At 40.3% G+C, this 13900-nt stretch carries 12 protein-coding genes; 1 reads left to right on the top strand and 11 read right to left on the bottom strand.

Annotated features, from left to right (window positions below; translation table 11 throughout):
• Positions 1–8: 8 nt before the first annotated feature.
• From PQ511_RS05775 to hemA, 4 genes are read right to left on the bottom strand one after another with little or no spacing between them, the layout of a single operon-like run.
• Complete coding sequence (locus PQ511_RS05775; RefSeq protein WP_273850959.1) at positions 9–755, bottom strand: uroporphyrinogen-III synthase; 747 nt, start codon at positions 753–755, stop codon at positions 9–11.
• Positions 752–1681: a hydroxymethylbilane synthase gene (hemC, locus tag PQ511_RS05780; protein ID WP_273850960.1), complete on the bottom strand. Its 930-nt coding sequence runs from the start codon at positions 1679–1681 to the stop codon at positions 752–754. The genes PQ511_RS05775 and hemC overlap by 4 nt, the downstream gene beginning before the upstream one ends.
• Before the next feature lie 29 nt (positions 1682–1710).
• The gene (locus PQ511_RS05785) at positions 1711–2538 is read right to left on the bottom strand and encodes a cytochrome C assembly family protein (protein WP_273850961.1); all 828 of its coding nucleotides are present in this window, start codon (positions 2536–2538) and stop codon (positions 1711–1713) included.
• A gap of 17 nt (positions 2539–2555) precedes the next feature.
• A complete protein-coding gene (gene hemA / locus PQ511_RS05790) occupies positions 2556–3929 on the bottom strand; it encodes a glutamyl-tRNA reductase (protein WP_273850962.1) in 1374 nt (457 codons plus the stop codon).
• A gap of 236 nt (positions 3930–4165) precedes the next feature.
• Here hemA and PQ511_RS05795 point away from each other — a divergent pair, with 236 nt between their 5' ends.
• Complete coding sequence (locus PQ511_RS05795) at positions 4166–4642, top strand: LiaI-LiaF-like domain-containing protein (protein ID WP_273850963.1); 477 nt, start codon at positions 4166–4168, stop codon at positions 4640–4642.
• 36 nt (positions 4643–4678) lie between these two features.
• On the opposite strand, the gene PQ511_RS05800 is transcribed toward PQ511_RS05795, so the two are convergent.
• The 7 genes from PQ511_RS05800 to clpX all read right to left on the bottom strand — a co-directional run bounded on the left by PQ511_RS05800 (position 4679) and on the right by clpX (position 13617).
• Positions 4679–5401, bottom strand: coding sequence for an amino acid ABC transporter ATP-binding protein (locus PQ511_RS05800; RefSeq protein ID WP_420541664.1), 723 nt, complete (start codon positions 5399–5401; stop codon positions 4679–4681).
• A 38-nt stretch (positions 5402–5439) separates the two neighbouring features.
• Positions 5440–6099: an amino acid ABC transporter permease gene (locus PQ511_RS05805; RefSeq protein WP_098444432.1), complete on the bottom strand. Its 660-nt coding sequence runs from the start codon at positions 6097–6099 to the stop codon at positions 5440–5442.
• A 76-nt stretch (positions 6100–6175) separates the two neighbouring features.
• Positions 6176–6991 (bottom strand): transporter substrate-binding domain-containing protein, encoded by an 816-nt coding sequence (locus PQ511_RS05810; protein WP_337957742.1) that lies wholly within the window; start codon positions 6989–6991, stop codon positions 6176–6178.
• 283 nt (positions 6992–7274) lie between these two features.
• The gene (yihA, locus tag PQ511_RS05815; protein ID WP_273850965.1) at positions 7275–7856 is read right to left on the bottom strand and encodes a ribosome biogenesis GTP-binding protein YihA/YsxC; all 582 of its coding nucleotides are present in this window, start codon (positions 7854–7856) and stop codon (positions 7275–7277) included.
• Positions 7853–10174, bottom strand: a complete 2322-nt coding sequence (gene lon, locus PQ511_RS05820; protein WP_273850966.1) for an endopeptidase La — start codon at positions 10172–10174, stop codon at positions 7853–7855. Before lon ends, yihA begins: the two co-directional genes overlap by 4 nt.
• Positions 10175–10472: 298 nt before the next feature.
• Complete coding sequence (gene lonB / locus PQ511_RS05825) at positions 10473–12140, bottom strand: ATP-dependent protease LonB (RefSeq protein WP_273850967.1); 1668 nt, start codon at positions 12138–12140, stop codon at positions 10473–10475.
• A 202-nt stretch (positions 12141–12342) separates the two neighbouring features.
• A complete protein-coding gene (gene clpX / locus PQ511_RS05830; RefSeq protein ID WP_224593308.1) occupies positions 12343–13617 on the bottom strand; it encodes an ATP-dependent protease ATP-binding subunit ClpX in 1275 nt (424 codons plus the stop codon).
• Positions 13618–13900 lie beyond the last annotated feature (283 nt).

Here is a 13900-nt window from a genome sequence, read left to right on the forward strand (position 1 = left end):
TTTACCTCCTAGTTATCAAAGAAATCCTCCAGGCTTTCAAGCATTCCTTCAATGGTATATTGTTCAGGAACGACGTGCGGTGCGATTCCATATGATCGCAACGTCTTCTCTGTAACCGGTCCTATAACTACTATTGTGATCCCTTTGAGCTGATCTTTCAAATTGTTCGCACCAAGAAGTTGCGCACAGTGATGGACTGTTGACGAAGAAGTGAACGTCATCACATCACACTCCCGATTTTCCACTACCTCTATTAATGCTGCCTTAGATTCAAATGGAATAACGGTGTCATAGATAGGTAAATCAGTGACGTCGTACCCTAATTCACTTAATTGCCCTGGTAATGCCGCTCGCCCGAGATTTCCTCTTGGTAGTAGTATCTTCTCCTTGGGCTTAGCTTGTTTAGCTAGCGCAGAAATAAGTCCTTCAGCTACAAAATCATCAGGCATGAGATCAATTTGGATTCCATACCGCTTAAGTGCTTTTGCTGTTTTGCTTCCAACCGCGCCAATTTTTACACCTTTAGGGATTTTTACCTGTCTTAAGAAAAAACGTACGCCATTGGCGCTCGTAAATAAAACCCAGCTATACTGGTTCAGTTGAAGCGAGTGTAATAATTGGTTTCGGGGTTCGAAAGAAATAAGAGGGATTTCAATCGAAATTCCCTCTTTTTCTTCAATTAATTTCGTAAATGTAGCTGCCTGCTCCCGAGCTCTCGTGACCAACACACGCTTTCCTGAGAGCGGAGAACTCATTGATCCAATTCCTCTTTCACACGATCAAGAATATCTTTAGCACCCTGTTCCTTCATTCGATTCGCTAGCGTATTCCCTACTTGGATTGGATCAATGCCCATTTCCATTTCTTTAATAATAACAGACCCATCAGGCTCTCCAACCAACCCGGTTACCGTGATCGTTTCACCGCTAAGTGTAGCATGACCAGCAATAGGGACCTGACAGCCTCCTTCGAGCGTATGGAGGAAAGCACGTTCTGCTAATACTGTTTTTGTCGTTTCTTTATCGCTAAACTTCTCTAGGATGCCTCTTAACTCTTCGTCGCTTTCTCGACACTCAATCGAGAGCGCCCCCTGTCCTACCGCTGGCACGCATAAATCAGGATCAAGATACTCTGTTACAACTTCTTTTGACCACCCCATGCGATGAAGGCCTGCAGCGGCTAGCACAATAGCATCGTAATCTTCATCTGTTAATTTACGGATACGCGTGTCGATATTTCCGCGAATCCACTTAATTTCAACATCTGGACGAATGGCTTTTAATTGTGCCCCACGTCTAAGACTACTTGTTCCGATTACGGCACCTTCTGGTAGTTCTCTAAACGTTTTTTTAGACTCAGAAATGATCACATCGCGGTGATCTTCACGTTCTGGAATACAACCAATCATGAGCCCCTCAGGAAGAACAGACGGCATATCTTTCATACTATGAACCGCCATATCGATTTCACCGTTTAACATGGCATCTTCAATTTCCTTCACGAACAATCCTTTTCCACCTACTTTGGAAAGAGTAACGTCAAGAATTTTGTCACCACGTGTGACGATCTCTTTTATTTCAAAGTCCACCCCAGGATTTAATTCTTTTAACTGGCTGATCACCCACTTGGTTTGTGTGATCGCTAATTTACTTCTTCTTGAGCCAACGACAATTTTACGCATGAACACTCCTCCAACCTTTCAGCTCTCCCTTACACATACCAGAAATGGAATTCTGAAAATGTTCCAGAAAGGAAGACATTAATTAATACAATTAGAAACGCCGCAACGTTCCATAAAGCGAGGGATCGCCCCTCCATCTCTCTAGCCACTTTCTGATATAAATACATACTGTAAGCGCCTAATACAAAAAAAGAAATAATCACCTTAGCATCAAATAAACTAAATTGGTCCACCTTTAGCATGGCCCAGACGATTCCTAATATAAGACTTAATAACAAAAGAGGGACGCCGAGAACGCTACATAAATAGGAGAGCTTCTCAAGTTGTGATAGGTCACCAAACCTTCTTAATCGCTTACTCCATTTTTTCCCTTTTAACATGTGATAAACAATCAAATACATGATTGAAAAAATAAATGAAAGTGAAAATGCCCCATAAGATAAAAACGCCATTGTAATATGGATAATCGATAGCTCAGACATGAGCTGTTCTGTTAACAAGCTAGAAGCCTGTTCGCGAGTAGCAAATAAATTAATGGCCATAATGCTGAAACCGAGTACATTTGCAAAAAAGACAAAAAAATCGACTCGAAAAAACCAATTAATCAAGAGCGATAGTGAGACAATTACCCACGCATAAAAAAATAACCCCTCAAAAGGTGTTAAAATCGGGAAACCGCCAATTTCAATAATCTGCGTTATAAGAAACGCACTTTGCAGCACCCAGACAATAGAAAGCAACCAGAAAGCAAACTGATTTACTTTCCGGTTGTTCTGCAGAAAATCAATAAAATAACCCAGTACACTAAGGGCATAAAGTAGTATGGTTATATCATAAAGCCAGCTGGCGTTCGTCACAAATCATGTCTCCTCTCCTAGGAGCGCAACTGCGATGCCTGTAATAAAGGGGAGTATTCAACGGATTCATGCTGCCTTTTTTCTTCGTTTTCTTTCACTCGTTGCTTATGGAGTTCTCTCTCAATTTCTTCTTCGATCGCAAAGATTTTCGTGAAGATCTCAAGCGACTCCTCTGCATTCGGCTCTGCGGCCATCTCCTTTACCCGAACAATAGGATCACGTAGCAGCTGGTTCACTATACTTTTCGTATGTTTACTCAACACTTTTCGTTCTCGATCAGTTAAATCAGGAAGCTTTCGCTCGATACTCTTCATTGTTTCAGCTTGAATCGAAAGCGCCTTCGTACGAAGAGCCGTAATCATCGGCACGACGCCAAGGGTATTGAGCCACTCTCGAAAGAGCACGAGGTCTTCTTCAATCATAAGCTCAATTTTCTCTGCTTCCTTCTTGCGCTCGGCAATGTTTGTCTCGACAATCCCTTCTAGATCATCAATATCGTAGAGAAAAACGGAATCCATATTATTGAGCGAAGGATCAAGATCTCTTGGAACCGCAATATCCACCATAAATAGTGGGCGACCTCTTCGCTTTTTAAGCAACGGTTTCACATTTTCTTCCGTTAATACATAGTTCTTAGATCCAGTAGAACTAATCAGGATATCAGCATCAGAAAGCGCAATTTCAACCTCATCCATCGAGCGAGCCTGTCCTTTAAATCGTGAAGCAAGTTCCGTTGCTTTCTCAAGCGTTCGATTTACTACCGTTACTTGATCCACCCCATTGCTTTGCAAGTTTTTCGCTGTTAGTTCACCCATCTTACCTGCACCAAGAATAACAACATGTTTATTTTGAAGTCCACCAAAAATTTTCTTAGCTAATTCAACGGCAGCATAACTAACCGAAACGGCATTTTCTCCAATTTCTGTTTCAGAATGAGATCGTTTCGCTAGCGTAATAGCCTGTTTAAATAGCTGATTAAAAATCGTTCCTGTTGTATCAGAACCCTGGGCAAGTAAAAACGCATCGCGTACTTGTCCTAAAATTTGCGTTTCTCCTATAACAAGCGAGTCGAGACCTGCTGCAACACGATAAAGATGTTCTGTCGCCGCATCGTTTTCACGAATCACAAGATAGGGGGAAAACTCATCTTTATCAATTCCGAACCATTCAGATAGAAAAGCTTTTGAATAATATCTCCCTGTATGAAGCTGATCGGCAACCACATATAACTCAGTACGGTTACATGTCGACAATATCACGGCTTCTAGAATACTTTTAGAGTGACGCAACTTATCTAACGCTTCAGGCAAATCGTTCTCCTGAAAGGAAAGTTTCTCTCGTATTTCCACAGGGGCTGTTTTGTGGTTCAACCCTACGACCAGGATGTGCATCGTTCCACCCCCAAAAAATTGTTAACCAAACCTAATCTTTTGCTATCATCTATCACTAGTATAACATGTGAGAAATTACACAGAGTTATGAAATGTGAACAGACTATGAAAGCAATTATGATATGATGAAGAAAGAATTATCTCTGCATATTATTAGTAATCATACAACTATTAATGTACCAGAAAATCAAATGTATAGCAAAACTTGCGTATTTCTTACAATAGGAGGATTTTCATTGAAACGTCAAAGTATTTTTCCCGGTGTTTTGTTTATTGGAATCGGACTTTTTTATTTATTTCAAACGCTAAACCTTCCTTTTTCTGATCAGCTTATGAACTGGCAAGTGATTTTAATCGTCATAGGTCTTGCCATGATTATTCAAGGTTCGATCACAAAAGAAGGAAATATGCTTTTTCCGGGAATTTTGCTTCTTGGACTTGGTGTACACTTCTATTTTGTTACGAAATTAGCTGTTTGGCCAGATAGCTGGGGAATGTATACACTAGTCTTAAGTGCGGCTTATTTGGTCACATACTATAAGACAAAAAAAAGCGGTCTCATTCCCGGCTTACTTTTACTTGCTATTTCCATTATCGAACTTCTTTATTCTGGCTTAGAACTGTGGCTCAATTCCACCTTTTCCTTTGTAGGAAAGTTCTGGCCACTTGTTCTGATTGCCATCGGAATTTACCTAGTTTCGAAAAAAAAGTAAGGAGCACTGGGCTCCTTACTTTTTTTATAGCTTCAGTTATAAAATAGAACTTAAAAAGTCCTGTGTTCTCTGTTCCTTTGGCTCACTAAATAATTCTTTAGGATGGCCTTTTTCTACAATTTTCCCATCATGCATATAGACAACCCAATCGCCTACCTCACGCGCAAAACCCATCTCATGAGTAACGACTACCATCGTCATCCCTTCTTTCGCCAGTTCTTTCATGGTTGAAAGTACCTCTCCCACTAGCTCGGGATCAAGTGCTGATGTCGGCTCATCAAACAGCATGATATCAGGTTTCATTGCAAGCGCCCTAGCAATCGCAACTCGCTGCTTCTGTCCGCCGGAAAGCTTATTAGGATAGACATTCGCTTTATCACCAAGGCCTACTTTCGCAAGTAGTTCTTTCCCTTCTTTTTCCGCCTGGGCTCGCTTTGTTTTCTTAACCGTTAACGGCGCCTCAATTACGTTTTCTAAGACGGATTTATGTGGGAAAAGGTTGAAATGTTGGAACACCATACCCACGCGCTGCCTGACTTTGTTTAAATCGTTTTTTTCAGGGTCAATGGTTTCCCCTTCAATAATGACATTACCACTGTTTTTGATCTCTAAAAAATTCATGCACCGAAGGAGCGTACTTTTTCCGGAGCCACTGGCGCCGATAAGTACCACAACGTCACTTTCATTTACTTCAAGATCAATGTCCTTTAAGACATGAAGATCTCCAAACGATTTATTCAATTTCTCGACACGGATCATTTCAGATTTCTCTACCACGGACAACACCTCTTTCGTTCTTAATCACTAGCTGATAAACGTTTTTCAAGGAGATTAACAAGAAGCGTGAAGATTAGTACAAGAACTAGATAGTAGACCGCTACGATCAGTAGATACGTCATCTCATCAAACGTTCTTGCCCCCTGAGTAGTTGCAACGCTAAATAATTCTGGAAGGGCTATAAATGCTGCTAGAGAGGAATCTTTTAATCCAATGATAAATTGATTACCAAGAGGCGGCAAAGCTCGTCTAAATGCCTGTGGAAGAATAATACGGCGCATCGCAAGCGTATGACTCATTCCAAGAGAGCGACCAGCCTCCATCTGACCTTTGTCAATGGATTGAATGGACCCACGAAAGATCTCTGCAATGTAAGCCCCGTTATGTAGGGCGAGTCCAATAGAAGCAGCCCAGAATTTTGGAATGTTAAACTCGGTTAACCCAAAATAAAAGATGAAAATTTGAACAATAAGTGGTGTACCTCGAATAACAGCAATGTACACATTTGCGATCCAATTCAAAATTTTTGATTGTGATATTTTAAATAAAGCAAAAAAGAGGCCAATAAATACAGCAATTAAAACAGATACGAACGTAACGCGAATCGTTAGCCAAAGACCTTCAAAAAATACAGGATAACTTTCTAGTAGCGTTTCAAAAAAATGAGCAAAAGTTGGCAAGTGCGATCAGCTCCTTAGAATTCAGTAACATTACAGGTGAAAAAAGGAATGTGCGCACCGCACACATTCCTCATACTTACTCACTTTCAGGATTCTGGGTGATATCGACTCCGATGTATTCCTCACTAAGTTTTTTTAACGTACCGTCTTCTTTTAGCTCTTCTACCGCTTTGTTAACAGCATCAAGAAGATTTGAGTTTTCTTTCTTAATTGCGACAGCTTGTTCACTTGTTCCAAGCTGCTCTACTTTTTCAATTTCAAATCCTTCTTCCATAGCCTGCTTGCCTGTAATATCATCTGTAATTACCGCGTCATGCTTTCCTTCGCTTAGTGCGCGTAAAGCAGTTTGGTCACTATCATAATTTGAAATCTTATCCGTGTATTCTTGTGCCGTTTTTTCATAAGTAGAACCTTTTGATACAGCTACGTCTTTGCCGTCAAGATCTTCTACGCTTTTAATATCGCTTCCAGGTTGTACATAAAGAACCGGTCCAGAATAATAGTAAGGCTCACTAAAATTCACGGCTTCCTTACGTTCATCTGTAATCGTATGGCTAGCCACCGCTGCGTCATAACGACCAGACTGAATGGCAGATACCATCCCGCTAAATTTAAACTTTTCTACTGCAGGTTCAAGATCGAGCTTTTCCGCAATGGCTTTACCCACTGCAACATCGAACCCATCAAGATCGCCATTTGCATCTACTGTACTAAATGGTGGGAATTCTCCTGAAACGACATAGCTAAACTTTCCATCTTCCGTTAATTCAAGTCCGTCGTCTCCTTCAGAGCTAGATGATCCATTACTTTCATCATTCCCTCCACACGCTGTTAAAACAAGAATAAACATTAACATTAGTGCGGTTAGAAAACTCCATTTTCTCTTCATCATCACGCGTCCCCCTAAAACGACTTTTTCTTATATGCAGTTCGAATTATGTAAACTGCAACACTTTTATGATACCAATTTTTAGACATTTCTTTCAATTCTGACTTGTACGGTCTACACCTCCTATTTTGGACTAAGACTTGATTAAAGCTAAAGAGCGTACTCATTCTTCTGTTTCCTCCATTATCATTCCATTCCCTTTCCAATTGATTGGAAAACATATTTTTCCTAATAATCAGAAAACGATTCGCGTATAAAAAGCCCGGTCTCTTGACCGAGCTTCACTTTATAAATATGATTTAATCGCACTCCAAACATCTTCTTTTCCTTGTCCAGTATGAGAAGAAAACGTAACAAGTCGATCTGTAGGTTCAATCTTTAATGTCTGACTTACCACTTTTAAATGTTTTTGCCATTTACCTTTAGGTATTTTATCAGACTTCGTTGCTACTACAATGACTGGAATTTCATAGTGCTTTAACCAATCATACATGACAACATCATCATTTGATGGTGCATGGCGTAAATCAACAATCTGAATGACCGCTTTTAACTGATCGCGATCTGTCAAATATGTTTCGATCATACGCCCCCAGGCATCTCTTTCTTTTTTAGATACCTTGGCAAATCCATAGCCAGGAACATCAACAAAGTATAATAATTCATTAATAAGATAGAAATTAAGTGTCTGAGTTTTCCCAGGCTTTTGTGATGTTCTAGCAAGGTTCTTACGATTAATCAGTGTATTAATAAGAGATGATTTCCCTACGTTTGATCGTCCAGCTAAGCCAATCTCTGGTAAGCCTTCAATAGGGTACTGCTCTGGTTTAACGGCACTGATAATAAAATCTGATTTTGTTACTTTCATTTATTCTCCCCCACAAGTGCGGTTTTTAACACTTCGTCCAGATGTGACACTGGAAGGAATGTTAAATCTTTGCGAATGCTTTCTGGAATATCATCCAGATCTTTCTCATTTTCTTTCGGCATAATAATGGTTGTTAATCCGGCACGGTGAGCACTTAACGATTTTTCCTTCAGTCCACCAATCGGAAGAACTCTGCCTCGTAGCGTAATCTCTCCAGTCATCCCAACGTCTCTACGAACAGCTTTACCTGTTAACGCAGATACGAGGGCTGTAGCGATTGTAATTCCTGCAGAAGGACCATCTTTAGGCGTGGCTCCCTCTGGAACATGAATGTGAATATCATTCGTTTCATGGAAGGTTGGATCAATCGACAGCTCTTCTGATTTTGAGCGAATGTAACTGAATGCAGCCTGCGCTGACTCTTTCATCACATCGCCAAGTTTTCCGGTTAAGATCAGCTTGCCTTTTCCTGGTGAGAGCGACACTTCGATGGCCAGTGTGTCGCCTCCTGCTGTTGTATAAGCAAGACCTGTTGCGGTACCAATCTGATCTTCTTTTTCCGCTTCGCCGTATCGGAATTTCGGATGACCGAGCAGCTCTTCTAGCATGGATTCAGTAACAATTACACGTTTCTTCTTGCCTGAAACGATCAACTTTGTTGCTTTACGACAAACTGTTGCGATTTGACGTTCCAAATTACGGACACCAGCTTCTCTTGTATAATGGCGGACAAGCTTATAAAGGCTCTCTTCTCTGATTTGAAGGTTCCCTTTTTTTAAGCCATGTTCTTCAAGCTGCCGTGGCACAAGATAATTCTTAGCTATGTTGACTTTCTCTATTTCGGTATAACCCGCAATTTGAATTACTTCCATTCGGTCTAGAAGTGGCTCTGGAATGGTAGCAAGGTTATTCGCCGTCGTCACAAACATAACCTTTGAAAGATCATATGGCTCCTCAATATAGTGATCACTAAACGTATTATTTTGCTGTGGATCCAAAACCTCCAACAATGCTGAAGATGGATCTCCACGAAAGTCATTTGACATTTTATCTATCTCATCCAAAAGAAAAACTGGATTAACTGTACCTGCTTTTTTCATGCCTCTAATAATACGTCCTGGCATCGCCCCTACATACGTCCTACGATGTCCACGAATTTCTGCTTCATCCCGCACACCACCAAGGGAAATACGAACAAACTCGCGACCGATTGATCGTGCAACGGATCTTGCAAGTGATGTTTTACCAACTCCTGGTGGTCCCACTAGACAAAGAATTGGTCCTTTTAATGATTTCGTAAGCTGCTGAACGGCAAGGTATTCAAGCACCCGCTCTTTCACTTTCTCAAGGCCATAATGATCCTCATCAAGAATTTTTTCTGCATGATTAATATCAAGGTTATCTGTTGTCTCTTTCGACCACGGTACTTGAATTAACCAATCGATATAATTCCGTATGACAGAACTTTCAGCTGAACTTTGGGGAATTTTTTCATAGCGATCGAGCTCTTTATAGGCCATCTCTTGAACGTTCTCAGGCATATTGGCTTCCTCAATCTTTTCTTTTAAAGAAGCAATTTCACCAGTTTTGCCTTCTTTTTCACCTAGTTCTTTTTGAATAGCTTTCATTTGTTCCCGAAGATAGTATTCTTTTTGGGTTTTTTCCATTGAGCGCTTCACTCGCTGGCCAATTTTCTTCTCAAGATCAATAACGTCTTTTTCATTTTGAAGAATTTCAATCAACTTATTTAATCTTTCATATGAACTATACGTTTCAAGGATGTCTTGTTTTTGACGAATCTTCAAAGATAAGTGAGAAGCAATAATATCAGCTAGTCGCCCCGGCTGTTCAATATCACTGACTGAGGCAAATGTTTCGGCCGTCACTTTTTTAGAAACTTTAATGTATTGTTCAAATAAATCAAGAACAGTACGCATTAACGCTTCTTCTTCCACGTTAACATCTGCACTTTCATCAATTTGTTCAATCTCCACTTCATAAAACTCTTCAGTATCTTTAAATTCAATGATCTTTCCTCGCTGAAGCCCTTCAACGAGTACACGAATTGTTCCATTTGGTAATTTCAACATCTGCTTAACAGTAGCAAGTGTTCCAATCTCATAAATATCGCTTACTTCAGGTGTTTCAATTTCGACTTCTTTTTGCGTAGATAGAAAGATCTTTTGATCATCCATCATAACCTTTTCAAGTGCTTGAACCGATTTATCTCGACCAACATCAAGATGCAGGACCATTGATGGATAGACGAGCAACCCTCTTAAAGGTAGCAACGGTAGTGTTTTATGTTCATTTTTCAATCATGGCACCTCCAGACAACAAACTATAAAAACGGGATATCATTCTTTTTGAGCCGACCTTATACTAGTGATAAGTTGTACTTCATTGTATCCTAAGTTTCTTCTACTTGTCTAATCATCCCTGCTCAAACGATAAAAAAACTTACTTATAATAGAATAATCGCTTTATTGCTGACTTTTTTCACAAAAATATGTTTAGAAACAGTTTCCTTAATAGAAAGCAGATCTTTTTATTTTATCATTTTTATCTGGTAAGGATGTACGAAGTGATCAGCATACAAAGAAAATCCCCGCCCTCTTAACTTCCGGGCTGGGATTTTCCAATAACGATGGAAGGGAACTCTTGTGGATGTTCTGCCATAAACGCCGCATCGAATACTTCTGAAAGGTGCGCGACGGGCACAACTTTAATACCTTTAATCACTTGGAGCATTTCCTCATCGTTTTCTTTTGGAATAAGCGCTATTTCAGCTCCAGCATCACGAGCAGCTGTCACTTTTGCAAAAACTCCGCCTACTGGTTTTACAAATCCATGAATACTAATTTCACCCGTCATGGCAATTTTATTGCTCACAGGACTCCCCTTAATTGCTGAGTAAATTCCTGTTGCAATGGCTACGCCAGCAGAAGGGCCATCTACTGGGACACCCCCAGGAAAATTGATATGTAACTGATAAGCATCAACGGGAATGCCCATGGACTGTAATACAGTCATCACATTTTCTACAGAAGATTTAGCCAAGCTCTTTCTACGAATGGACTTTGATTGATTACCAATGCTTTCTTCTTCTACAATTCCTGTTATCGTAACCGATCCTTCTTTTTCAATCTTCCCTTTTACAGCAGTTACCTCAATCTCAAGTAACGCACCAGTATTAGGGCCATAAACGGCTAACCCATTCACTACGCCAACCGCAGGATAAAGCGGGATTTTTCTTTCTGGTCGCGGGGTGAGTCGACTCGCATGGACGACCCATTCCATATCTGCAGCTGTTATTCGATCGCGTTTCTCAGTAATGGCTAGGCCAGCAGCAATTTGCATTAAATTAACAGCTTCACGACCATTTCTTGCATATCGACTGACACGTTCAATCCCGTCCTCATCAAGTGTGAGATTTAACTTTTTGGCTGCTCTTGTTGCAATGCGAGCAATCTCATCCTGACTTAACTCGCGGAAATAAACTTCCATACACCTTGATCGAATAGCAGGAGGAATATCATCAGGGGTTCTAGTTGTGGCTCCGATCATCCTAAAATCTGCCGGTAATCCATTTTGAAAAATATCGTGTATATGATTCGGAATCGTCGTATTTTCTTCATTATAATAAGCACTCTCAAGAAAAACTTTACGATCTTCCAACACCTTTAATAACTTGTTCATTTGAATCGGATGAAGCTCACCTATTTCATCAATAAACAGAATACCGCCATGTGCATTAGTAACGGCTCCCTGTTTTGGTTGAGGAATACCTGCTTGTCCCATTGCACCTGCCCCTTGATAAATGGGATCATGAACAGATCCAATTAACGGATCTGCTATTCCCCTTTCATCAAACCTTGCCGTTGTTGCATCCAATTCTACAAAAACAGCTGACTGCTTGAAAGGCGTTCCGAAATTACGTTTGGCTTCTTCAAGGACTAGTCGTGCTGCCGCCGTCTTTCCGACTCCAGGAGGACCATAAATGAGCACATGTTGGGGATTTGGACCACAGATCGCCGCTCTTAAGGTACGAATTCCTTCCTCCTGACCCACGATCTCTGAAAACCCTGTAGGTCGAATGCGTTCAGATAGCGGTTCGCTTAAAGAGATGCTTCTTAACCGTCTTAAGTGCTCCATTTCTTTTCGTGATTCCTTATCTATAGAAACTTTCTGAGTTCGCTGATTACGAAGTAAATTCCAGAAATATAATCCTATCACAATCCCGAAGAATAATTGTATTGCTAGTGCTATCCCTGTCCAATTCATACTTCTACCTCCTGAAGAATAATCAATAGCACTAGTATCTCCTGAGGTTTGGTTCCATAAACAGGAAAATATCAAAATGAACTGACGATCATCAAGAAAAGATAGAGATTTCAAATTCAGGCTCCTGCATGCAGTACCCCTTAAGCGTGGTCCAACAAGTAAAAGAAAAAAACCAACCACTTTAGCGTGGTTGGTTTTTTTATTAAGCACTTTCTTTTGGAGATTTCTTATCTTCATCGATGACAGAGCCATCTTCGAGTATTAATTTTGGTGTCGTTTTCTCGCTTACTGTAGAAGCAGATAATACACACTTTTTAATTTCTTCACGTGAAGGAAGATCGTACATGACATCAAGCATGATCCCTTCAATAATGGAACGAAGTCCACGTGCGCCTGTTTTTCTTTCAATTGCCTGTTTTGCAATCTCAACGAGGGCATCATCCTCGAATTCAAGCTCCACATCATCAAGCTCAAGAAGCTTTTGGTATTGCTTGACAAGAGCGTTCTTAGGTTTTGTAAGAATTTCTACTAAAGCTTCTTCATCAAGCGGCTCGAGGCTTCCAATAACAGGAAGGCGACCAATAAATTCAGGGATAAGTCCAAAACGAAGCAAATCTTCCGGAAGAACTTTACCTAGGTATTCACCTGGTTTAAGATCCTCTTGTTTCGCTTCACCGCTGAATCCAATAATTTTCTTACCTAGACGTCGCTTAATAATTTGCTCGATACCGTCAAATGCTCCTCCACATATAAAGAGGATATTTGTTGTATCAATTTGAATAAATTCTTGATGAGGATGCTTTCGGCCACCTTGAGGAGGAACGCTAGCTGTGGTACCTTCAAGAATTTTAAGAAGCGCTTGTTGCACACCTTCACCAGATACATCACGCGTAATCGACGGATTCTCAGACTTTCGAGCTACCTTATCAATTTCATCAATGTAGATAATGCCTTTTTCAGCTTTCTCTACATCGTAATCTGCTGCTTGAATTAGCTTAAGAAGGATGTTTTCAACATCTTCACCAACATATCCTGCTTCTGTTAATGACGTTGCATCTGCAATTGCAAAAGGTACGTTCAGAATTCTAGCAAGCGTTTGTGCAAGAAGTGTTTTACCACTACCTGTTGGCCCGATTAGCGCAATATTACTTTTCGCTAGCTCAACATCATCTGGTTTAGAAGATGCATTGATACGCTTATAGTGGTTGTAAACCGCTACTGATAGTGACTTCTTAGCCTTTTCCTGCCCAATGACATAGTCATCAAGAATCTGGCAAATTTCATGAGGTTTCGGTACTTCTTTGAAATCCACCTCTTCTTCAGTTCCAAGCTCTTCTTCAACGATTTCAGTGCAAAGTTCAATACACTCATCACAGATATAAACACCTGGTCCTGCAACTAACTTACGGACTTGATCCTGTGTTTTACCACAGAAAGAACACTTAAGTTGTCCTTTTTCATCGTTAAATTTAAACATGAATTCACCCCTAACCTTTGATCTCGATGAAACCCGAGTAGGTCTATCTGGAAAAGGAACTCCGTCTGTTCATTTGAACGTCGATTACAGTAATAGCAATCTAAACGGTTATCCACCACTGGTTTCTCATCCTATTTATGTATTGAAATTGTATCATATAACGCAAAAGGATACGAAGTAAAACGACTCTTTATAGCTTATTATGTAACGAGTAATTGTCCTACTACTATGTTTAGCAACTTTGTGTGATTTCATTACTACTTCTTTTTGTAAAAACAAGGCG

The sequence above is a fragment of the Guptibacillus spartinae genome (genome assembly GCF_028610625.1).
GTDB classification, from domain to species: domain Bacteria; phylum Bacillota; class Bacilli; order Bacillales; family Guptibacillaceae; genus Guptibacillus; species Guptibacillus spartinae.

What these genes read in the sequence shown, in the direction of transcription:
- clpX (WP_224593308.1), bottom strand. Translation starts at nt 13,617, where the DNA reads ATGTTTAAATTTAACGATGAAAAAGGACAACTTAAGTGTTCTTTCTGT.
- hemA (WP_273850962.1), bottom strand. Translation starts at nt 3,929, where the DNA reads ATGCACATCCTGGTCGTAGGGTTGAACCACAAAACAGCCCCTGTGGAA.
- PQ511_RS05775 (WP_273850959.1), bottom strand. Translation starts at nt 755, where the DNA reads ATGAGTTCTCCGCTCTCAGGAAAGCGTGTGTTGGTCACGAGAGCTCGG.
- PQ511_RS05810 (WP_337957742.1), bottom strand. Translation starts at nt 6,991, where the DNA reads ATGATGAAGAGAAAATGGAGTTTTCTAACCGCACTAATGTTAATGTTT.
- lonB (WP_273850967.1), bottom strand. Translation starts at nt 12,140, where the DNA reads ATGAATTGGACAGGGATAGCACTAGCAATACAATTATTCTTCGGGATT.
- yihA (WP_273850965.1), bottom strand. Translation starts at nt 7,856, where the DNA reads ATGAAAGTAACAAAATCAGATTTTATTATCAGTGCCGTTAAACCAGAG.
- PQ511_RS05800 (WP_420541664.1), bottom strand. Translation starts at nt 5,401, where the DNA reads ATGATCCGTGTCGAGAAATTGAATAAATCGTTTGGAGATCTTCATGTC.
- hemC (WP_273850960.1), bottom strand. Translation starts at nt 1,681, where the DNA reads ATGCGTAAAATTGTCGTTGGCTCAAGAAGAAGTAAATTAGCGATCACA.